Below are 18,907 nucleotides of genomic sequence, written 5' to 3'. Positions count from 1 at the left end.
AGCTGAAGCTGCTCAGCTTGATTGTGAACTCGCTTCGCTCGTTCACAGGCCGACACCTCCCCCGACACTCGGGAGATCCGTCAGACCGTTCATCGCTGGTAGCTCGGGCACCTGGGGGAGCGCCGCCTCTCCGGACTTTCGTTGTTCGTGGTACGCCAGGATCTGCAACTCGATCGAGAGGTCCACCTTGCGGATGTCGACGCCGTCGGGCACGGACAGCACGACGGGCGCGAAGTTCAGGATGCTGGTCACGCCGGCGGCGACCAGCCGGTCGCACACCTCCTGCGCCGGACCGGCCGGGGTGGTGATGACACCGATCGAGACCCGGTCGGACTCGACGATCTCCTCGAGTTCGGCGAAGTCCCGGACCTCCATGTCACCGATCCGCTCGCCGACCAGGTTCGGGTCGGCGTCCAGCAGGGCGACGATCCGGAAGCCACGGGTGCCGAACCCGGAGTAGTTCGCCAGCGCGTGGCCGAGGTTTCCGATCCCGACGATGACCACGGCCCAGTCCTGGGTGACGCCGATCTCGCGGGCGATCTGGTAGCGCAGGTACTCCACGTCGTACCCGACACCGCGGGTGCCGTACGACCCCAGGTAGGACAGGTCCTTGCGGAGCTTGGCCGAGTTCACGCCCGCGGCGGTCGCCAGGTCCTCGCTCGACGCGGTGGCGATACCGCTGTCCGAGAGCGCGGTCAGGGCCCGCAGATAGACCGGCAAGCGCGCGACAGTCGCCTCGGGGATGCCGCGTTCGGTTCTCGTCGGCGGGCCGGGGCGACGGCTGCTGGCACGCGTCACAATTCTCCTGGGAGCAGGTTGGTTCACCGCGGTCTGACGGCCGGCGGCACTCTTACTCTAGGAGCTTGTGAACGTGAGAACAAAATCGGCGGAGGTGACCTAGCAGACACCGCCTAGCTGGTCAGGGCCTTTCGGAGGCGTGCGGGGTCCACCCGCCAGAAGTCGTGCTGCTTCCCGTCGACGAACGTGACCGGGATCTGTTCGCCGTACTGCGTGAACAACCGGTCATCCTGCGTGATGTCGACCTCGCTCCACTCCACGCCCAGTTCGGCGCAGACCGCCCGGACGATCTCCCGGGCGTCGTCGCACAGGTGACACCCAGGCTTCCCGTACAGCGTGACCCTGTTCATCGGTCCCCTTCCCGCAGCCGGCCCTTGGCGACCTTGCCGGTGACCGAGTGCGGCAGGTGGTCCACCACCTCGATCTCGACCGGGCACTTGAACCGCGCCAGCCGGGTCGCGGCGTACTCGCCGACCGCGGCCGGATCGACCGTGGCGTCCGGCGCCGGTACGACGAACGCCTTCACCGCCTCGCCGGTCTCCTCGGACGGTACGCCGATGACCGCGGCCTCCCGGACGCCGGGAGCACCGACCAGTACGTCCTCCACCTCGCTCGGGAAGACGTTGAAGCCGGACACGATGATGAGCTCGCGCAGCCGGTCGACCAGGAACAGGTCGCCGTCCGGGTCCAGGAACCCGACGTCACCGGTCCGGTACCAGCCGTCCTCGTCGGGGCCGTCCACGCCGTCGGGCCAGTAGCCCGAGAACAGGTTGCCGCCCCGGATCACGATCTCGCCCGGGTCGTCACCCTCGACGTCCTCGCCCTGCTCGTCGGCGATCCGGACCTCGACGTTCGGCAGCGGACGGCCCACCGAACCGGGTTTCGGCGCGACCTCGCCGAGGGTCGTGGTGACTCCCGGGGAGGCCTCGGTCAGGCCGTACCCCTGGTTCACGTGCAGCCCGGAGGCCTGCTCGAAGCGGTCCGCGAGCGCGCGATCGAGGGTGGACGCCCCGGTCAGCACGACCTTGACCGTCTCGAGCGCCTCGCGCAGATCGGGGCGGGTCAGCAACGCGTGCAGCGCGGGCGGGGCGAGCGGCAGGCGCGTCACGCCGTACCGGCCGATCAACTGCAGGGTGTGCTCGGGGTCGAACCGCTGCTCGACGACGAGCGCGGCGCCGGACGCGACCGCCCAGCCGAGGACCGCGTTCAGACCGAACGCGTGGAACATCGGGAGCACCCCGAGCACCACGTCCTCGGGCCCCATCCGGTCCACGCCGAGCTGGGTGAGGTTCCGCACGTTGGCGATCAGTGCCCGATGGGTGAGCATCGCGGCCCGCGGATCTCCACTGGTTCCGGAGGTGTAGAGCAACACCGCGAGCGTCTCGGGATCGATCGACGGAAGTAACGGAGCGTCACCCTGAAGCTCGCCGGGCACCACCGTCCGGACGCCCTCGACGCGGTCCGCCAGGCCCGGATCCACGACCGCCAGGCGGGCGCCGGAGTGCTCCGCGACGGTCGCCAGCTCGGGCTTGGTGAGGCCTGTGTTCAGCGGCACGGCGACCAGGCCTGCACGAAGAATGCCCAGGTAGGACGTGACGAACTCGATGCTGTTGGGCATCAGCAGCAGCACCCGGTACCCGGGCACCAGACCGGCCGCGGCGAACCCCTGCGCGGTCGCTTCGACGGCCTGGTCGAGCTCGCTCCAGGTCAGCCGCCGATCCCCGTCGACCAGCGCGGGACGCTCGCCGTGACGTTGCGCTGTGTCACGAAGAATGTCCGCGAAATTCACGTTCACCAGGCGAGTCTGTCACGGCCGGGATCCGGGCCGGGAGCAACCAGGTTGCCCAGAACGGTTGCAGCGGAGCGTGACGGCCGATATACAGGTGAACTCGTGGGCGCGCTTCTGCTGAACCTCACACTGCAGAAACCCGTCCGCGCGGGGATTCCATGCGCGATGCAACACCCCCGACAGCAGGCTGCTCCGTACACCGGTCGCAGTCCGCTGGCGCATTCGTGACCATCGGACCGGACGGAAGGCGGCACGCCTCAGCCTGTTGACAGCACGTGCTCGAGCGGTAACGTTCAGTGCTGTCCCAGGTCACTGAGGCCATTCGCGAATGTGTCGAACGACGTGTCAGTTGAACGGGGAGAACACTTGACCACGCCGGAACCAAGCCCGGACGGGATGCGGCGAGCGGAGCTCGTCGATCGCGCCCAGGCCGGGGACGTCGGTGCGTTCGGTGAGCTGTACGACGAGTACTCGCTCACCGTCTACCGCTACATCTATGCCCGGGTGTCGTCGTCGGCGCTCGCCGAGGACCTGACCAGCGAGACCTTCGTCCGGGCGCTGCGCGCGCTGGACTCGTTCCGCTGGCAGGGCCGCGACTTCGGCGCCTGGCTCGTGACGATCGCCCGGAACCTGATCACCGACCACTACAAGTCCGGCCGGGTCCGGCTCGAGGTGGTCACCGACGAGATCGAGACCCACGACCGGCAGACCGAGGGACCGGAGATCGACGTGCTGGCCGCGGCCACCGCGGAGGTACTCCGGGACGCGGTCGCCGGCCTGCCCGACGAGCAGCGCGACTGCCTGACGATGCGGTTCTTCGCGGGTCTGTCGATCGCCGAGACGGCCAAGGCGCTGGAGAAATCCGAAGGCGCCGTCAAGCAACTCCAACTGAGAGCCGTACGGCACTTGGCGAAGGTTATCCCCAAGGACTTGAGATGAGGCGGATGACAACGAACGTCTTTCGTAACCCGTCAGGGAGTTACCTCGTTTGCCTGGTGAGGACCTGTCGGTGACCCCGACTGGCCATTGAGGAGAACGAGAACTCATGAGTGACCTACACAGGGCTCGAGCGCGCGCGGAGGCATTCGCGCACGCCGTCGATCACGGGCCTCGTCACTCCACGCGACTGGGCGACGATCCCGAGTTACTGGAAGCTGTGGAACTGGTCGGACGGCTGAGGACCGCCGGCGCAGTTGCACCGCGACCGGAGTTCAGTGCCGAACTGCGGCACCGTCTGTTGGAGCAGGCGGCGGCGCGGTCGGCGACAACTGCGACTCCGGTGATGGTGCGCAGTGCACCGGACGACTCGGACGACCCGCCGGGTAGCGAGGACGTTGGCGCGTCCGTGACAGATATCCGCCGTCGCCAGGGCCGGAGGATCCGGCTCGTGGCCAGTACCGCCGCGCTCGTCCTGCTCGGAGGTGGCATCGGTTCCGCCGCCGCCGCTCAGCAGGCGATGCCCGGCGACACGTTGTACGGAATGAAGCGCAGCATCGAGAACGTGGCGACCAATGTGGGTGTCGGCGACGACTCCCGCGGCCGGCGCGATCTCGAGCACGCCATGACCCGACTGTCCGAAGTCCGCGAGCTGGCCCAGAACGGCGGCTCCGTGGGCACGATCAACGCGACACTGGACGACTTCTCGGCGCAGTCCCGCAAGGGCGTGTCCCGACTGGTCGCGTCGTACCAGCAGAACGGCGACGAGAGTTCGATCACCGCGATCACGGCCTTCATCACCAGCGCCCGCCAGGCTCTTGTGGGGCTCGCGCCGAAACTCCCGCCGGAGTCGCTGAAGTCCGGTGTCGAGGCACTGGCCACCATCGAGCAGCTGTCGCGGCACACCGCGGCCGCCTGCCCGAAGTGCGCCGCGCCCAAGCCGGACGCCGCTACACCGAGCACCGGCACGAACAGCAACCAGCCGGGCCGCACCACGCCCGGCACCGGCACCGAGCCGAGCGACCCGGTCAAGGCGTCGACGTCGACCAGCCCGAAGGCTTCGGCGACGACGGCCCCGACCCCGGTCGACTCGAGCACGCTGCAGCCCACCACGGCACCGACGAAGCTGCCGAACACCACGATCGTCGAGGAGTCCACCGCTCCGCCGCCGACGGTCCTGAAGACACCACCCCCGCCGTCGTCGTCAAACTCGCCGATTGCGACGCCCACGGTGCTGCCTTCGCTGACTCCGACCGCCACGCCGTCCTGGCCGTGGCCGTTCCCCACCACACCGATCATCAACCTGCCCGGCATCATCCAGACCCTGTTCCCACCCTGGAAGTAGGACCACGGGCAAGCAGAAGCCCGGCGCCCCTCGGTGGGCGCCGGGCTTCTTGCTGCGTACCGGACCGGGTCAGAAGAAGACGCTGCGGCGTTGCATGAGCAGGGTGTAGAGCGTCTGCTGGATGGTTTCGCGGACCTGGTCGGTGACGTTGAAGACCAGCATCGGGTCGTCCGCGGCGCCGTCGGCGAAGTCGTCGGTGCGGATCGGTTCGCCGAACTCGATCAGCCACTTCGACGGCAGCGGAACCATCCCGAGCGGCCCGAGCAGCGGGAAGAACGGCGTGACCGGGATGTACGGGACGCCGACCAGCCGGGCCAGGGACGCCAGGTTCCCGACCAGCGGATAGATCTCCTCCGCGCCGACGATCGAGCAGGGCACGATCGGTACGCCGGTCCGCATGGCCGCGCTGACGAAGCCGCCGCGGCCGAACCGCTGCAGCTTGTACCGCTCGCTGAACGGCTTCCCGAGCCCCTTGAATCCCTCCGGCCACACGCCGACCACATTGCCCTGCCGGAGCAGCCGCTCGGCGTCGTCGTTGCTCGCCAGCGTCGCGCCGCCCTTGCGGGCCAGCTCCCCGACGAACGGCGTCTTGAACACCAGATCCGCCGCCAGCGTACGCAGCGGCCGTCCGGTGTGGTCGGCGACGATCAGCTGCGTGATCAGCCCGTCGAGCGGCATCGTGCCGGAGTGGTTCGCGACGATCAGGGCGCTGCCGGTGTCGGGGATGTTCTCGACGCCGCGCACCTCCACCCGGAACCACTTCTCCGCGAGCGGACGCAGCAGCGGCAGCAGCACCTGGTCGGTCAGGTCCGTGTCGTAGCCGAACTCGTCGAGCTCGTACTCCCCGGTCACCCGCCGGCGCAGAAACGCCAGCCATTCCGCCACCCGGCGCTCGCCGTCATCGCCGAACAGCTCCCGCACGACCTGCCCGAGCCGGGCGAAGTCGAGTGCTTCGCCGCCGTCGGGTGCACCGGCGGTCGGCAACTCGGTGGCCGCCTCCACGGTCTCCTCGGTCGGCTCCGCTGCCCGGGTACGACTCTTCTTCGTACCGGGTCCGGCCAGCGCGCGAGCCGCGGCCGACGGCGTCGTACGACGGCCAGTGCCCCGGCCCGGCCTGCCGCCGGAGCCGATCGGGATCACGTCGGCGTCAGCCACGCAATGCTCCCAGTCCGGCCGTCAGCAGCCCGGACACCCGCGTCATCGCGCCGGTCCCGAGCGACTTCCGGAAGTCGTCGAACGCCTCGGCGGTCGTGTACTGCGGCTCGAACCCGAACTCGGTCCGCATCCGGGTGGTGTCCACGCCCCGCCCGTAGGTCAGGAAGCTGATCTGGTCCGGCGAGAAGTCCGCGAGCCGGGCTCGCCGTACGGCGGCCGCCGTGCTGGACGCGGTGAACGAGGGCAGCCGCAGCGCCGGGCGGCCGAGCCGGCGGATCGCCTGGGACAGCGAGAGCATGCCGTCACCGGCCAGGTTGAACGTGCCGGGGAGGTCGTCGACGGTCGCGTGCCGGATCGCCTCGACGCCGTCGTCCTCGTGCAGGAACTGCAGGCGGGCGTCGTACCCGAAGACCGTCGGGACGACCGGGAGAGCGAAGTACCGCGTGATCGGGGAGTCGGTTTTCGGGCCGATCCAGTTCGCCATCCGGAGCGTGCTGACGCAGACGTCGGGGCGGCGCCGGGCGAACCCGCGGACGTACCCCTCGACCTCGACCGCGTCCTTGCTCAGGCCGTGGTGATGGATCGCCCGCGGCGCCATCTCCTCGGTGAACATCGCCGGGTCGCGCGGACCCGCGCCGTACACCGTGGTGGAGGACTTGACCACCAGCTTGGCCACACCGGGCGCCTTCTGGCACGCCGCGAGCAGCTGCATGGTGCCGATGACGTTGATCTCCTTCATCGACGACCGCCCACCGGCGCTGCCGGGAGTGGCCACGACGCCGGTGTGAACGACCGTGTCCACCCCCTCGGCGGCGATCACCTTGGCGATCACCGGGTTGCGGATGTCGGCCCGGACGAACCGGACCCGCCCGAGCTCCGCGCGCGGCGGAACCACGTCGACACCGATCACGGTGCCGATCGCCGGATCCTCGGCCAGTCGGCGGGCACAGCGAGCACCGGCGTCTCGCGAGACGCCGGTCACCATCACCACCTGTGCCACGAGCAACCCCCAGCCGGACCGGGCGCGGCAGAACTGCTTACTTGCCGAGCTTGCGGCGCTGCACCCGCGTCTTCTTCAGCAGCTTGCGGTGCTTCTTCTTCGCCATCCGCTTACGGCGCTTCTTGATCACAGAACCCACGTCGGACCATCCAAACTCAAAGAGAACGTCGGCAAAGCTTACCCGGAGGTCACTCCCCCGACCTAAAGCAGCCTCCAGCACTAGACTGGCAAGCAACCTGGGGAGGCTACATGCGGGCTCGGTACGACGGCTTGGCGGAGTGGTACGACGAGCGGTTCGTGGACGGTTCGGAGACGCATCAGCCGGGTCTGCTGGAGCTGCTCGGGCCCGGGTCGGGGCCGTGTCTGGACATCGGCTGCGGCACCGGACGGAACTTCGAGACCATCCGGGCGAGCGGCCGCACTCCCGTCGGGCTGGACTATTCGATCGACCAGCTCGGCCGCGCCCGGTCCCGCACCGACGGGCCGCTGCTCCACGGCGACGCCGGCAGGTTGCCGTTCGCCGACGCCTCCTTTGGCACCGCGGTCACGTTGTGGACCTCGACGGACGTGGACGACTTCGGCGCGGTCCTGCTCGAGGCGGCGCGGGTACTGCGTCCCGGCGGGCTGCTCGTCGCGTACGGCGTCCATCCCTGCTTCAACGGGCCGCACGTCGTCTACCACGAGGACGGTCGCCGCATCGTGCATCCGACGTACCGCCTGACCGGCTGGCACACCGAGGCGCCATGGTGGGCCGAGGACGGCATCCGCCGCCGGATCGGCATGAACCACGTCCCGCTCGCCGACTACCTGAACGCCGTCCTCAACTCCGGCCTGACCATGGAACGCTTCGAAGAACCCCCCGGCCACGACATCCCCCACGCCTTCGCCTTCCGCGCCCGCCGCCCCACCGCCAGCTGATCCCAGGCCGGAGGCTCGCCGGACGATCTCTAAGCCAGGTAGTCGGCGATCGGGCCCAGTGTGAGTAGGGCGCTGCCGGCTGCGTGTTCGTCCGCGGCAGGAGCGAGTGCCGTCTGCGCCTTCTGCAACAGCTCGGCATCGCCTGTTTGCCTGGCCGCATGAGCGGTGAACGCCCAATGCGCCTCGAGTAGGAGGCCGGGTGGTGGGTCTGGTGTGCCCTTCACCCACGGGGCATGCGGGCCGTAGTCAGCTGCAGGGATCGGCCGACCATGGCGTACGGCGTGCGCAGCCAATGCCAACGGAAGAAGCCCCTCGCTCAGCCCGGGCATGCCCGAGCCGTCGAGCAGTACGGCCGCGGATTTGTACGACTCGGGCGTGTCGTCGCGCAGGGCGGCGTACCAACGGGTGAAGACGGCGACGAGCGGGAGCTCGTGACGGGCGGCCAGCGCATCGGCGGCCGCGGCGTGATCGTCGGCGGCAGTGTGGTCGGCCAGAGCGCAGGACGCCTGCAGACGCACCAGATGGCCGAGAACCTCATAGGTCAAGAGGTTGTGGCGCTGCGACAACGCGACCAGCTCGGCGCCGATGGCATCCCGCTCCGCGGCGAGGCCGGCGCGGTAGCAGGTCTGCATGAAGCGACCGTTCAGGGCGAACGCCAGCAGCGCCGGGTCGTCGAGACCGCGTGCGAGCTGCTCGGATTCGACGGCGGCCTCGCGGGCCCGGGGTGAACGCGAGCCACGAGACTCGAGCGCGATCGTCGCGAGCAGCCGGGCGCGGATACTCGGATGATCCTGGCTCGGCAGCACGCGCTCGGCAGCCGCCACGATCGCGGCCGCCTGCGCCTCGTCGTCGGAGCGGGTCCAGATCGCCGGTACGTCGTACGCGCCGATGACGCGTGCGGTGAGGTCGGGGTCGCCGAGTTCCTCCGCGGCGGTGACGGCCGCGAGGCGGTGCCGGCGGGCGGCCTCGAGTCCACCGCCTCCCGTGACGGCGAGGTTGCGGAGCAGGCCGACGGTCGATTCGATCCGGGCCCGGGTGCCGCCGACGACGCGGTCGTACGCCGCCGCCGTTTCCGCCCACACGTTTCCGGCCGGCGCCAGATGCGCGGCCTGGTTGAGGATGTCGCTCTCCAGCCGGTTGAGCGCGGGGCCGGGATCGACACCGAGCTGATCCACCAGGGTCTCCCGGGCGCGACGCAGTACGGCGAGAGCGTCGCCCTGCCGATCGCTCCGGTAGAGCGCGAGGGCGAGCAACCGCCACGCGTCCTCACGCCAGGGATGCTCAGTGACGTGGGCATCCAGGTCCGGCACCGCCTCCGCCGCGATCCCCAGGTCCAGCCGGGTCTGCGCGACCCGCTCCACCGCGTGCAGCCGCAACTCGGTCAGCCGGGAACGCTCGGCCAGCGCCCACGGCTCGTCGGCGAACTCGGCGTACGCCGGACCGCGCCACAACGCCAGGCCTGCCAGCAATTCCGGCAGCAACTGTTCTGGCGGCGCCGTCGACTGAACCGCCGCCTCGAACCTCCACGCGTCCACTGCATCCGTCCGTAACGCGTACCCAGGACCCGAGGTGACCAACACGCGAGCCGGCGTCCGCGGCGCACGATCCGGCTCGATCGCCCGGCGCAAGGCCGACACGAAGGTACGCAGCGCACTCAACGCGCCGTCGGGTGGATCCGCCCACAGGTCCTCGACCAGCACGCTCGCGGGCACGACGCGGCCGCGCGCGACGACGAGCCGGGCCAGGACGGCACGATGGCGCGGTCCCTTGAGGTCGACGGGCACGCGGACCTGCCCGTTTGCGACACGCTGCTCGTCCCATGCGACCACCGGCCCGAGCACACCGAACTCCACGGGGCCACGGTAGCGCTCATCCGATGCTCATCCGGCGGCGCGACGATGGGCGGCATGAAGATCGAAGGATTCGAGTACGTCCGCGTGCGCGGTACGGACGACGTCGAGCTGAACGTTGCTGTCGGTGGTTCTGGTACGCCGGTCGTCCTGCTGCACGGCTTCCCGCAGACGCAGCTGATGTGGCGGCATGTTGCGCCCGAGTTGGCTGCGGACCACACCGTGATCTGCCCGGATCTCCGTGGGTACGGGGAAAGCGGCAAGCCCGCGGAGGGTTACTCGAAGCGGACGATGGCCGCGGATGTGGTCGCGGTGGCCCGTGAACTGGGGCACGCGCAGTTCGCGTTGGTAGGACACGACCGAGGAGCACTGGTGGCGTTCCGCGCCGGGCTCGATCATCCGGATGTGGTCACGCATCTCATGTGTCTCGACGTATTGCCGACGCTGGACATGTGGGACGTGATGCACGGGACCAGTGCCGCGGTCGGGTTCCACCTGTACCTGATGGCGCAACCGCCCGGGCTGCCCGAGCGGATGATCGCCGCCGCGCCGGACGAGTTCTTCGGGTACTTCCTGGACCTGTGGGCGAACGATCCGGCCGCGATCCCGGACGACGTCCGTGCGGCGTACCTGGAGGCCTGCCGTCGGGCCGTGCCGTCGATCGTCGCGGACTATCGCGCCTCGGCGACGATCGACGTCACGCACGACAGGGAAGATCTTGCGCAGGGCAACAGGCTGCGGATGCCGGTGACGGTGATCCAGCAGGACTGGGGCGCCGCCCTCGGCTTCGACGCCGCCGCCCGCTGGAAGGTCTGGGCGCCCGACCTGCACCACGAAACGACCACCGCCGGCCACTACCTGGCCGAGGAAGCCCCGCAGCAGATCACCCGATCCGTCCGCACCCTCCTGACCCGCCCGAGGACATGACGAAGGGGCCGGGTCCTCGGCGGATCCGGCCCCTTCGTTTCTCGTTGTTATCCGGCCTGGAAGAAGGCGCCCTTGAGGTAGTCGTGCACGGCGTCCTCAGACACCCGGAACGAACGACCCACCCGCACCGCGGGCAGCTCACCGGAGTGCACCAGGCGGTACACCGTCATCTTGGACACGCGCATGGCCGTGGCGACTTCCGCCACGGTCAGGAACTTCACCTCGGCGAGCGGCTGCTCACCACCGGACTTCTTTGATGCCATTGCGCACCGCACTTCCAGCACGGATCGTGCGCCGGCTTCCCCTCCGGCACCTCCGTCCGTGCATGTCCCGAGCGTAGTGGCTGTTGGTGCGAATGGGAAAGAGGGGGACTCGTGTGACTCGCCTTCCGTCCCACCCAGTTAGTAGGAAGGATCGAGCCCCAGGAGCGGGAAGCTTGCTTCGCGGGTGGCGTGGATGGCTCGATCGAGCCAGGTGTCGGGGTTGTAGCCGCTCGACCAGTCGACGTACGACGCGTCGCGGCCGTCGGTCATCCGCAGCGGCGCGACCCGCCCGAATCGCAGCTGGATCTCCTCGCGCCACGCCTCCGGCACCGGCGTCGACGGGTCGATCGGCCTGCCCGCGACGATCGCCAGCAGGTGCGTCCAGGCGCGCGGTACGACGTCGATGATGGCGTACCCGCCGCCGCCGGTGGCGACCCACTTCCCGCCGGTCAGCTCGTGCGCGAGGTCGTGCAGGGCGACGTAGGCCGCCCGCTGCCCGTCGATCGTCTTCGTCAGGTGCGCGAGCGGATCCTCGACGTGCGAGTCACACCCGTGCTGCGTGACCAGTACGTCGGGCCGGAACGCCTTCACCACGTCCGGTACGACGGCATGGAACGCCCGCAACCAGCCCGCGTCCCCGGTCCCGGGCGGGAGCGCGACGTTGACCGCCGTCCCCTCGGCGTCCGGGCCGCCCGTCTCACCGGCGCTGCCCGTCCCAGGGAAGAGCGTGGTCGGCGACTCGTGCAGGCTGACGGTCAGCACGCGCGGATCGTTGTAGAACACGGTCTGTACGCCGTCCCCGTGGTGCACGTCCACGTCGACGTACGCGACCCGCTCGGCGCCGTGGTCGAGCAGCCACTGGATCGCGATCGCCGGGTCGTTGTAGACGCAGAAACCGCTGGCCTGGCTGGGCATCGCGTGGTGCAGGCCGCCGGCGATGTTCGCGGCGTGCAGTACGTCGCCCTCCCAGACCGCACGAGTCGCCTCGACGGAGGCGCCGGCGATCTGCGCGGAAACCTCGTGCATGCGCGGGAAGCAGTACGTGTCCGTCGTCCCGAGGCCGTGGACCGGATCGGCCTCGTCCGGGTGCACGCCCGCCTGCTTCACGGCGGCGACGTACTCCGCGGTGTGGACGGTCTCGAGCAGCGCATCGCCGGCGGTCGGCGCGGGCACGATCTTGAGGTCGTCGAAGATGCCGAACTCCCGGGCGAGCTTGATCGTCAGCTCGACCCGGATCGGACTCATCGGGTGCCCGCGACCGAAGTCGTACGCCGTCAGTCCGTCGTCGAACACCAGCAACGCCTCACCACTCATGCCCTTGACCTTAACCTTCACGCTTCCGGAAGGGGCCTCCCGAAGTGGGCGCTCATCCAGTAGGCGCCCCGGCGCGCGTGGAAGACGGTCATGCCGACGATCCCCGCGGCGCCGGCGATCAGGGCCGCGCGGGGATGGTCGCCGAGTTGTGCGAGTGCCAGCAGGGCGCCGGCGATCGCGAACGCCGCCAGTCCGCCGACGGCGTTGTTCGTGGCCGAGTTGCCGGTCAGGTTCGGGTACTCGCGGGCGGTGATCCCGGAGACGAAGTGCGGGATGCCGTTGGTGCCCATCAGGCCGGCCAGGAAGGCCAGCACGAGCGTCTGGGTCATCGGGGTTCTCCTGATTTTCAGTCTACGTGCGTTGACTGAAACGGTAGGGCCTTCATGGCGTTGAGTCAACAGACGTAGGCTGAAGGCCATGACGACCAGGGCGGAGCAGCGACGGCGTACCGAGGTCCGGATCCTGACCGCGGCCCGGCAGCTCTTCGGCGAGCACGGGTTCGACCGGACCACCATCCGCGCGATCGCGGCGCGGGCCGGGAGCGATCCCGGTCTGGTGATGCGGTACTTCGGGTCGAAGGAGCAGCTGTTCGCGCAGGCCGCCGCGATCCCCGCGGACGGGCCGATCGAGGGGTCGCCGGAGCAGATCGCCGGGCAACTCACCGCCGCGCTGAGCGCGAAGCTGGCCGACGAACCGGCAGCGGCGCTCGCCGCACTGCGGGCGATGTTCACGCACCCGGAGGCCGCCGAAGAGGTTCGAGCCGCCGTCACGGCGCAGCAGCGGCAGGTGGCGGCGCAACTGTCCGGCGACGACGCGTTGGTGCGGGCCGGCGTGATCGGCGCACTGACGCTCGGACTGGTGATCTCGCGGCACCTGCTCAGGCTCGACGGCCTGGACGCGTCACCCGAGGAGCTGATGGCGATCGCCGGCCCGTTGATCGAGGAGCTCGCGACGGGCTCCCCGACGGACTGAGGCGCGGATCCGGTCAGACGCGACGGGCGGCGCGACACCCCTCCCCGGTCGCGCCGACCCGTCCGTGGTCCAACAGTCGATTCATCGGTGGCGGACTGCAAAGCGTTACAGGTTTTCCCCTCCCGGGCCGAGAAACCGGAGAATTTCAGCCGGATCAGGCGTGAACCGACTGCGGACAGTGAGATCCGGACTTGCGAGTACGCGACCCGGGGCACCACAGTTCTCCCCGTGAGGCAAATGAAACCCAACCGGCGGCAGATCTTCACGGTAGGAGCGGCCGCGGCCGCCGCGACGGTCGCCACCTCCACTCAGAACGCATCCGCCGCCGCGGAGTTCGCCGCGTCCACGACGTCGACCACCGGGCCCTACGGCTCCGGTGTGCTCGGCTCCTGGACCGGCGCGACCCGGGCGATCTCGACGCCGGCGCAGATCCAGCGCACTCGCGACACCAACGGCGTCTTCATGTTCGGCGACAGCATCTCCGTCCAGGACGGCAAGTCGCTCGCGATCCGCCTGCTGAACCGCGACGGCAGCCAGCTGGCCGTCCACAACTGGTCCAGCCGGCCGACGTCCGGCGCCGTCGACGCGCTCCAGCAGTGGGCGTCGACGTACGGTCTGCCGCGCCGGATCCTGATGGCGAGCGGCTCGAACGACATCTTCGACCCGCCGAAGTTCGCGGCCCAGGTTGCCCGGGCGGTGAGCATCGTCGGCCAGAACCGGATCCTGTACTGGGTCAACATCCAGGTCGTCCGCAAGAGTGTGACGTCGACCGTGCAGCTCGCCGACCAGCGCAACAGCTCGTGGCTCAACATGCAGCTGTACGACGCCCAGGAGAAGTACCCGAACCTGCGCATCGTCCGCTGGGCCGAGTGGCTCTGGGTCAAGCCGTACCGGCTGCTCAACTACCTGCGCGACGGCGTCCACCCGACGGTCCCCCTGGGCCAGGACGCCCGCAACGAGCTGATCGTCCAGTCGCTCGTCCAGCGTTGAGATATGCTGAGCCTGTGAACACGAACTTGCAGCTGTGGTGGGCCGCCTAGGGCGGTCCACCCGGCGTGTTCGCACGCATCCAACGAGGCCGCCTCGCCGAGGCGGCCTTTTTCATGCCCTCGGTGAGGCCTCCAATCATCGAAGGGCTGAGATCATGACCTCGCTTTCCGGCATCACCCCGTCCGGCCGGCTGACGCTCGGCAACCACCTCGGCGCGCTGCGCCGGTTCACCGACCCGGACGGTTTCTACTTCGTCGCGAACCTGCACGCGATGACGACCAGGCACGACCCTCGAAGACTCGCCACGCTGACCCGCGAGTTCGCGACGCTGATGCTCGCGGCGGGCGTCCCCGAAGGCACGGTCTTCGTCCAGTCCGACGTCCCCACGCACGCCCAGCTCGCGTACCTGCTGGAGTGCACGTCGTACGTCGGCGAGCTGTCCCGGATGATCCAGTACAAGGAGAAGGGCAAGGGCCGCCCGATGACGCGGGCCTCGCTGTTCACGTACCCGTGCCTGATGGCCGCGGACATCCTGCTGTACGGCGCGGAGCGGGTCCCGGTCGGCGGTGACCAGGACCAGCACGTCGAACTGGCCCGGGACGTCGCGATCCGGTTCAACCGCGAGTACGGCGAGACGTTCGTCGTACCGCAGCTGAACAAGGCCGCGCTCGCCACGCGGGTGAAGGATCTGGCGAACCCGACCGCGAAGATGAGCAAGTCGGACGCCGACGACGCGATCGGCACGATCCGGCTGCTGGACCCGCCGGACGTCATCCGCCGGCAGATCATGCGCGCGAAAACGGATTCCGAAAACGTTGTCCGCCATGACGAGGCGACCAAGCCGGGCGTCACCAACCTGCTCGAGATCCTCGCCGCCTGCACCGACGGCGATCCGGCCGAGCTGGCCAAGTCCTACGCGTCGTACGGCGCACTCAAGCAGGACGTCGCGGACGCGGTCCTGGCCGTCATCGAGCCGCTGCAGAAGGAGTACGCGCGGCTCGCGACCGATCCGGGTGCGATCGACCACCTGCTCACGCAGGGCCGGGACCGGGCGCTCGAAGCGGGTACTCCCCGACTCCAGGCGGCGACTCGCGCGATGGGTTTGGCAGGATCAGCACCATGAAGCTTCGCGCCGCCACGTTCAACATCCGCAACTCCTCCGCACCGGACGGCGACAACGCCTGGCCGGTCCGGCGGAAGGCGACGGTGGCGGCGATCGAACAGCTGGACGCCGACGTGGTCGGGCTGCAGGAAGTGCTGCCCGACCAGCTCGAGTACCTGCGCTGGCGGTTCCCGAAGTACGAGATCGTCGGCGCCGGCCGGGACGACGGGATGAGTGCCGGTGAGCACTCGGTCGTCCTGGTCCGGCCCGGCGACTGGCGGATCGAGCGGCACGAGACGCGCTGGCTGTCCGACGACCCGGGGACGCCGGGATCGATCGGCTGGGACGCGGACCTGACCCGGATCGCCACCCTGGCCTGGCTCCGGCACCGCAACGGTACGACGATCGGCGTCGTCAACACGCACTACGACCACGCGGGCGAGGTCGCGCAACTGCAGTCGTCCCGGCTGATCGCCCGCTGGATCGCCGGATCCCTGCCGTGGATCGTCATGGGTGACCTGAACGCGACACCGGACTCGCCGCCGCTCAAGTCGCTCGTCGAGGCCGGCCTGTCGCCGGCCGTCCCGATCGAGGCCGGCGGCAGCTGGCACAACTTCACCGGCGCCGAGGACGACGACCGCATCGACCACATCCTCGTCACACCGGAGTGGACGGTGACCGACGCGGCCGTCTCGCACCACCGGCCCGACGGGCGCGTCCCCAGCGACCACTGGCCCGTGGTCGCGACCCTAGAGCTTCGCTAGCACCTCTTCGTCCTCCTGCGCCGCGAGGATTGCGTCGCCGTTCTCCTCTGCCCATTCTGTGAGCATGCGCACCGGGCCCATGAGCGTGCGGCCGAGTTCGGTGAGGTTGTACTCGACGCGCGGCGGGACACCGCCGTGGTCGACGCGCGTGACGAGACCGTTCGTCTGCAGACGACGGAGCGTCTGGGTCAGCACCTTCTTCGAGATTCCACCGATCAGCTCGATCAGCTCCGAGTGCCGCCGGCAGGGCAGTCGGCCAGGAAGACGTTGCCGGGCCGGCCCTGGGCCAGGTGATTCAGATGACGATTTGCCAGCGGAGCAGGAAGGCTCCGATGGACAGGACGACGTAGAGCAGGACGAGCAGCGTGCCGATGCCGGGGCGCGGGCGGTGGCGGCGGACCTGGGTGGTCAGGGAGCGCTCCCGCAGTACCTCCATGACCGCGGCGACCTCGGCGGTGCGGTCCTTCGGGATGCCGTTGATCTCGTGCTCGTCCGGGCCGCGGGTGAGTACGACGTTGTCGTCGCCGACCTCGATCTTGCCGACGTCCTGCCAGGCCAGGCTGCGGATCAGCATGCTGGTGCGCGCCTTCAGGCCGGTCGGGAACAGCTCGACCCGGTACAGCACGACGCCGCCGGCGACCCGGACCACCGAGGCGCCGATGATCGTCAGCAGACCGACCGCGAGCATGTCGCGGGCGCCCATCCAGAGCCACGAGTTCAACGCCGGCACGACGGCGAACGGCAGCACGAACAGCGTCCACGCCCACCACGGCGCCGGATCCAGCGGCACCCGCCACGGCAGCGGCGGCACTTCCTGCTCCTGCGGCTGCGCAGCTGTGGTGGCCGGCTCGACCGAACCATTACTCATGGGCGGACTCATATCCCTCGAACATGGCAGGAAACCTCGGCGCCCAACCATAACGCCAGCTGTGGCAGAGGTGTTACTCGGCGGCCAGGGCTCGTGACCGGTTGCGAGCAGCCTCGATCGCGGACAGGAACGCCGCGCGGACCTTGTGGTCCTCGAGTTCGCGGATCGCGGCGGCCGTCGTACCGCCGGGAGACGTGACGCGCTCCCGCAGTACCGTCGGGTGCTCACCGGTCTCGCGGAGCAGCTTCGCGGATCCGACCACGGTCTGTACGACGAGGTCGGTCGCCGTACCGCGCGGCAGGCCCATGTGGACGCCGGCCTCGATCATCGCCTCGACGACGAAGAACAGGTACGCCGGACCGGACCCGGAGATCGCGGTCACCGCGTCCTGCTGCTTCTCCGGCACGCGGAGCACGCGACCGGTCGCCGCGAGCAGGCTCTCGGCCAGCTCCAGGTGGCTCTCGTCGCAGTGCGCACCGCGCGAGATCGCGGCCATCCCTTCGTCGACCAGGGCAGGTGTGTTCGGCATGACCCGAACGACGGCCACGCCTTCCGGCAGGCGCGACTCGACGAAGTTGGTGGTGATACCGGCCGCCAGGGAGATCACGGTCTGGCTCGGCTGCACCGCCGGAGCGATCTCGGCGAGCAGCTCGGGCATGTCCTGCGGCTTCACCACCAGGACCAGCGTCTCCGCCTGCTTCGCAGCGTCCAGGTTGGTGACGACGTCGACGCCGTACCGCTCCCGCAGCTCGGCGGCGCGCTCCTCCCGGCGCTCGGTGATCAGGAGGTCCTCCGGTCGCCGCCCGGCCCGAATCAGCCCGGACAGCAACGTCTCCCCCATCACACCGGCCCCGAGGACGGCCACCTTTGCACTCATGCCCACAGGTTAGCCGTGTGGGCCGGGTCCTACTTCTTGCTGATCAAGGAGCGGGCGAAGAACTGCAGGTTGGCGGGGCGCTCGGCGAGGCGGCGGACCAGGTAGCCGTACCAGTCCTCGCCGTACGGGATGTAGACGCGGACCGTGTGCCCCTGACCGGACAGGCGGAGCTGCTCCTCGGGGCGAATGCCGTAGAGCATCTGGTACTCGAAGCTGCCCGGCTTGCGCTGGGCGCGCTCGGCCAGGGCGCCCGCGATCGCGATCAGCCGCGGGTCGTGCGACGCGATCATCGGGTAGCCGTCGCCGTTCATCAGGATCTTCATCGCGCGGACGTACGCCTTGTCCACCTGGCGCTTCTCCTGGTACGCGACCGACTCCGGCTCCTTGTACGCGCCCTTGCACAGGCGGACACGCGACCCGGCGTACGCGAGATCGCGGCAGTCACCCTCGGTACGGCGCAGGTACGCCTGCAGGACCGCGCCCGTCTCCGGAAAGTCCTGGCGCAGCTCGCGCAGGATGCTCAGCGTGGAGTCGGTCGTGGTGTGGTCCTCCATGTCGAGGGTCACTGTCGTACCGGCGTTGCGGGCGGCGTGGCAGATGGTCCGCGCGTTCTCCAGCGCGATCTTCTCGCCGTCGCCGGGGAGCGCCTGACCGACCGCTGACAGCTTCACCGAGACCTCGGCGTTCGCGGTCAGGCCGGCGGCGGAGAGCTTCTTCAACAGGTCCAGGTACGCGTCGGCGGTCGCGGTTGCCGCGGCCAGGTCGGTGACGTCCTCGCCGAGGTGGTCGAGGGTGACGTTCAGGCCGTTGCTGACCAGCTTCTCGGTGGCCAGCACGGCCTCCGGAGCGGTCTCACCGGCGACGAACCGCGCGACGATGCCGCTGGACACCGGCAGCGACGACACTGCCTTCTTGATCTGGGGGCTGCGGGACATGCCCAGCAGGACTCGCCGAAGCACTACGTGTTCCTCCTCATCAACCCACCCATTTGCCAGTGGTGTCAGCAGGTTACGCGCCTGATTCGGGCGCTCCTAATCGT

23 protein-coding genes are annotated in these 18,907 nt (G+C 69.4%); 9 read left to right on the top strand and 14 right to left on the bottom strand.

Going from position 1 to position 18,907, the window contains the following annotated elements; genetic code table 11:
• Nucleotides 1-42: 42 nt before the first annotated feature.
• From BJY22_RS09675 to BJY22_RS09665, 3 genes are all read right to left on the bottom strand, one after another.
• Nucleotides 43-798 (bottom strand): redox-sensing transcriptional repressor Rex, encoded by a 756-nt coding sequence (locus BJY22_RS09675; RefSeq protein ID WP_167205423.1) that lies wholly within the window; start codon nt 796-798, stop codon nt 43-45.
• A gap of 113 nt (nt 799-911) precedes the next feature.
• Nucleotides 912-1,148 (bottom strand): glutaredoxin family protein, encoded by a 237-nt coding sequence (locus BJY22_RS09670; RefSeq protein WP_167205421.1) that lies wholly within the window; start codon nt 1,146-1,148, stop codon nt 912-914.
• Nucleotides 1,145-2,593, bottom strand: a complete 1,449-nt coding sequence (locus BJY22_RS09665) for an AMP-binding protein (RefSeq protein WP_167205419.1) — start codon at nt 2,591-2,593, stop codon at nt 1,145-1,147. Before BJY22_RS09665 ends, BJY22_RS09670 begins: the two co-directional genes overlap by 4 nt.
• Nucleotides 2,594-2,953: 360 nt before the next feature.
• On the opposite strand from BJY22_RS09665, the gene BJY22_RS09660 reads away from it, so the two are divergent.
• The 3 genes from BJY22_RS09660 (at nt 2,954) to BJY22_RS41510 (ending at nt 4,868) form a co-directional block, all read left to right on the top strand.
• The gene (locus BJY22_RS09660; protein ID WP_238332099.1) at nt 2,954-3,526 is read left to right on the top strand and encodes a sigma-70 family RNA polymerase sigma factor; all 573 of its coding nucleotides are present in this window, start codon (nt 2,954-2,956) and stop codon (nt 3,524-3,526) included.
• A gap of 110 nt (nt 3,527-3,636) precedes the next feature.
• On the top strand, nt 3,637-3,765 hold the full coding sequence (locus BJY22_RS42370) for a hypothetical protein (RefSeq protein ID WP_272954816.1): 129 nt from the start codon (nt 3,637-3,639) through the stop codon (nt 3,763-3,765).
• 209 nt (nt 3,766-3,974) lie between these two features.
• Nucleotides 3,975-4,868, top strand: coding sequence for a DUF5667 domain-containing protein (locus BJY22_RS41510; protein WP_167205417.1), 894 nt, complete (start codon nt 3,975-3,977; stop codon nt 4,866-4,868).
• Between the two features lie 69 nt (nt 4,869-4,937).
• On the opposite strand, the gene BJY22_RS09650 is transcribed toward BJY22_RS41510, so the two are convergent.
• The 3 genes from BJY22_RS09650 to BJY22_RS09640 are packed head-to-tail and all read right to left on the bottom strand — an operon-like array spanning nt 4,938 to nt 7,162.
• Complete coding sequence (locus BJY22_RS09650; RefSeq protein WP_167205416.1) at nt 4,938-6,023, bottom strand: 1-acyl-sn-glycerol-3-phosphate acyltransferase; 1,086 nt, start codon at nt 6,021-6,023, stop codon at nt 4,938-4,940.
• The gene (locus BJY22_RS09645; RefSeq protein ID WP_167218062.1) at nt 6,016-7,008 is read right to left on the bottom strand and encodes an NAD-dependent epimerase/dehydratase family protein; all 993 of its coding nucleotides are present in this window, start codon (nt 7,006-7,008) and stop codon (nt 6,016-6,018) included. Before BJY22_RS09645 ends, BJY22_RS09650 begins: the two co-directional genes overlap by 8 nt.
• 52 nt (nt 7,009-7,060) lie before the next feature.
• Nucleotides 7,061-7,162: a 30S ribosomal protein bS22 gene (locus BJY22_RS09640; protein WP_008356322.1), complete on the bottom strand. Its 102-nt coding sequence runs from the start codon at nt 7,160-7,162 to the stop codon at nt 7,061-7,063.
• Nucleotides 7,163-7,272: 110 nt separating this feature from the next.
• Between BJY22_RS09640 and BJY22_RS09635 the strand changes: the two genes are divergently transcribed.
• Nucleotides 7,273-7,941: a class I SAM-dependent methyltransferase gene (locus tag BJY22_RS09635; protein ID WP_167205414.1), complete on the top strand. Its 669-nt coding sequence runs from the start codon at nt 7,273-7,275 to the stop codon at nt 7,939-7,941.
• Between the two features lie 29 nt (nt 7,942-7,970).
• On the opposite strand, the gene BJY22_RS09630 is transcribed toward BJY22_RS09635, so the two are convergent.
• Nucleotides 7,971-9,794 (bottom strand): BTAD domain-containing putative transcriptional regulator, encoded by a 1,824-nt coding sequence (locus BJY22_RS09630; RefSeq protein ID WP_167205412.1) that lies wholly within the window; start codon nt 9,792-9,794, stop codon nt 7,971-7,973.
• Between the two features lie 54 nt (nt 9,795-9,848).
• Between BJY22_RS09630 and BJY22_RS09625 the strand changes: the two genes are divergently transcribed.
• A complete protein-coding gene (locus BJY22_RS09625; RefSeq protein ID WP_167205410.1) occupies nt 9,849-10,718 on the top strand; it encodes an alpha/beta fold hydrolase in 870 nt (289 codons plus the stop codon).
• A gap of 47 nt (nt 10,719-10,765) precedes the next feature.
• Here the strand turns inward: BJY22_RS09625 and BJY22_RS09620 are convergent, their stop codons facing one another.
• The 3 genes from BJY22_RS09620 to BJY22_RS09610 form a co-directional block, all read right to left on the bottom strand.
• Nucleotides 10,766-10,981, bottom strand: a complete 216-nt coding sequence (locus BJY22_RS09620; RefSeq protein ID WP_012923942.1) for a helix-turn-helix domain-containing protein — start codon at nt 10,979-10,981, stop codon at nt 10,766-10,768.
• A 138-nt stretch (nt 10,982-11,119) separates the two neighbouring features.
• Nucleotides 11,120-12,295, bottom strand: coding sequence for an acetoin utilization protein AcuC (locus tag BJY22_RS09615; RefSeq protein WP_167205409.1), 1,176 nt, complete (start codon nt 12,293-12,295; stop codon nt 11,120-11,122).
• Between the two features lie 17 nt (nt 12,296-12,312).
• The gene (locus tag BJY22_RS09610) at nt 12,313-12,624 is read right to left on the bottom strand and encodes a hypothetical protein (RefSeq protein ID WP_167205407.1); all 312 of its coding nucleotides are present in this window, start codon (nt 12,622-12,624) and stop codon (nt 12,313-12,315) included.
• 88 nt (nt 12,625-12,712) lie between these two features.
• On the opposite strand from BJY22_RS09610, the gene BJY22_RS09605 reads away from it, so the two are divergent.
• From BJY22_RS09605 to BJY22_RS09590, 4 genes are all read left to right on the top strand, one after another.
• Nucleotides 12,713-13,267 carry a TetR/AcrR family transcriptional regulator gene (locus tag BJY22_RS09605; protein WP_167205405.1) on the top strand — a complete coding sequence of 185 codons (555 nt, stop codon included), beginning with the start codon at nt 12,713-12,715 and terminating at the stop codon, nt 13,265-13,267.
• A gap of 237 nt (nt 13,268-13,504) precedes the next feature.
• Entirely contained in the window at nt 13,505-14,257 is a 753-nt protein-coding gene (locus tag BJY22_RS09600) for an SGNH/GDSL hydrolase family protein (RefSeq protein ID WP_167218061.1), read from the top strand.
• Between the two features lie 154 nt (nt 14,258-14,411).
• Nucleotides 14,412-15,380: a tryptophan--tRNA ligase gene (gene trpS / locus BJY22_RS09595; RefSeq protein ID WP_167205403.1), complete on the top strand. Its 969-nt coding sequence runs from the start codon at nt 14,412-14,414 to the stop codon at nt 15,378-15,380.
• Entirely contained in the window at nt 15,377-16,123 is a 747-nt protein-coding gene (locus BJY22_RS09590; protein WP_167205401.1) for an endonuclease/exonuclease/phosphatase family protein, read from the top strand. The genes trpS and BJY22_RS09590 overlap by 4 nt, the downstream gene beginning before the upstream one ends.
• Here BJY22_RS09590 and BJY22_RS09585 read toward each other — a convergent pair.
• From BJY22_RS09585 to BJY22_RS09570, 4 genes are all read right to left on the bottom strand, one after another.
• Nucleotides 16,109-16,375 carry a winged helix-turn-helix transcriptional regulator gene (locus BJY22_RS09585; protein ID WP_167218059.1) on the bottom strand — a complete coding sequence of 89 codons (267 nt, stop codon included), beginning with the start codon at nt 16,373-16,375 and terminating at the stop codon, nt 16,109-16,111. The two genes, BJY22_RS09590 and BJY22_RS09585, sit on opposite strands and share 15 nt — an antisense overlap.
• A 43-nt stretch (nt 16,376-16,418) precedes the next feature.
• Nucleotides 16,419-16,991 (bottom strand): hypothetical protein, encoded by a 573-nt coding sequence (locus BJY22_RS09580; RefSeq protein ID WP_238350329.1) that lies wholly within the window; start codon nt 16,989-16,991, stop codon nt 16,419-16,421.
• Nucleotides 16,992-17,064: 73 nt separating this feature from the next.
• On the bottom strand, nt 17,065-17,868 hold the full coding sequence (gene proC, locus BJY22_RS09575) for a pyrroline-5-carboxylate reductase (protein ID WP_167205397.1): 804 nt from the start codon (nt 17,866-17,868) through the stop codon (nt 17,065-17,067).
• Between the two features lie 29 nt (nt 17,869-17,897).
• Nucleotides 17,898-18,827, bottom strand: coding sequence for a proline dehydrogenase family protein (locus BJY22_RS09570; protein WP_167205395.1), 930 nt, complete (start codon nt 18,825-18,827; stop codon nt 17,898-17,900).
• Nucleotides 18,828-18,907: the final 80 nt, after the last annotated feature.

The sequence above is a fragment of the Kribbella shirazensis genome (assembly GCF_011761605.1).
Lineage (GTDB): Bacteria > Actinomycetota > Actinomycetes > Propionibacteriales > Kribbellaceae > Kribbella > Kribbella shirazensis.
The sequence above is the reverse complement of the archived record's forward strand: the minus strand, read 5'-3'. Positions and strand labels throughout refer to the sequence as shown.

Coding starts and splice junctions, on each gene's coding strand:
- BJY22_RS09670 (WP_167205421.1), bottom strand. CDS start 1,148: ATGAACAGGGTCACGCTGTACGGGAAGCCTGGGTGTCACCTGTGCGAC.
- BJY22_RS09645 (WP_167218062.1), bottom strand. CDS start 7,008: ATGGTGACCGGCGTCTCGCGAGACGCCGGTGCTCGCTGTGCCCGCCGA.
- BJY22_RS09635 (WP_167205414.1), top strand. CDS start 7,273: ATGCGGGCTCGGTACGACGGCTTGGCGGAGTGGTACGACGAGCGGTTC.
- BJY22_RS09625 (WP_167205410.1), top strand. CDS start 9,849: ATGAAGATCGAAGGATTCGAGTACGTCCGCGTGCGCGGTACGGACGAC.
- BJY22_RS09620 (WP_012923942.1), bottom strand. CDS start 10,981: ATGGCATCAAAGAAGTCCGGTGGTGAGCAGCCGCTCGCCGAGGTGAAG.
- BJY22_RS09615 (WP_167205409.1), bottom strand. CDS start 12,295: ATGAGTGGTGAGGCGTTGCTGGTGTTCGACGACGGACTGACGGCGTAC.
- BJY22_RS09610 (WP_167205407.1), bottom strand. CDS start 12,624: ATGACCCAGACGCTCGTGCTGGCCTTCCTGGCCGGCCTGATGGGCACC.
- BJY22_RS09605 (WP_167205405.1), top strand. CDS start 12,713: ATGACGACCAGGGCGGAGCAGCGACGGCGTACCGAGGTCCGGATCCTG.
- BJY22_RS09600 (WP_167218061.1), top strand. CDS start 13,505: ATGAAACCCAACCGGCGGCAGATCTTCACGGTAGGAGCGGCCGCGGCC.
- trpS (WP_167205403.1), top strand. CDS start 14,412: ATGACCTCGCTTTCCGGCATCACCCCGTCCGGCCGGCTGACGCTCGGC.
- BJY22_RS09590 (WP_167205401.1), top strand. CDS start 15,377: ATGAAGCTTCGCGCCGCCACGTTCAACATCCGCAACTCCTCCGCACCG.
- BJY22_RS09580 (WP_238350329.1), bottom strand. CDS start 16,991: ATGAGTAATGGTTCGGTCGAGCCGGCCACCACAGCTGCGCAGCCGCAG.
- proC (WP_167205397.1), bottom strand. CDS start 17,868: ATGAGTGCAAAGGTGGCCGTCCTCGGGGCCGGTGTGATGGGGGAGACG.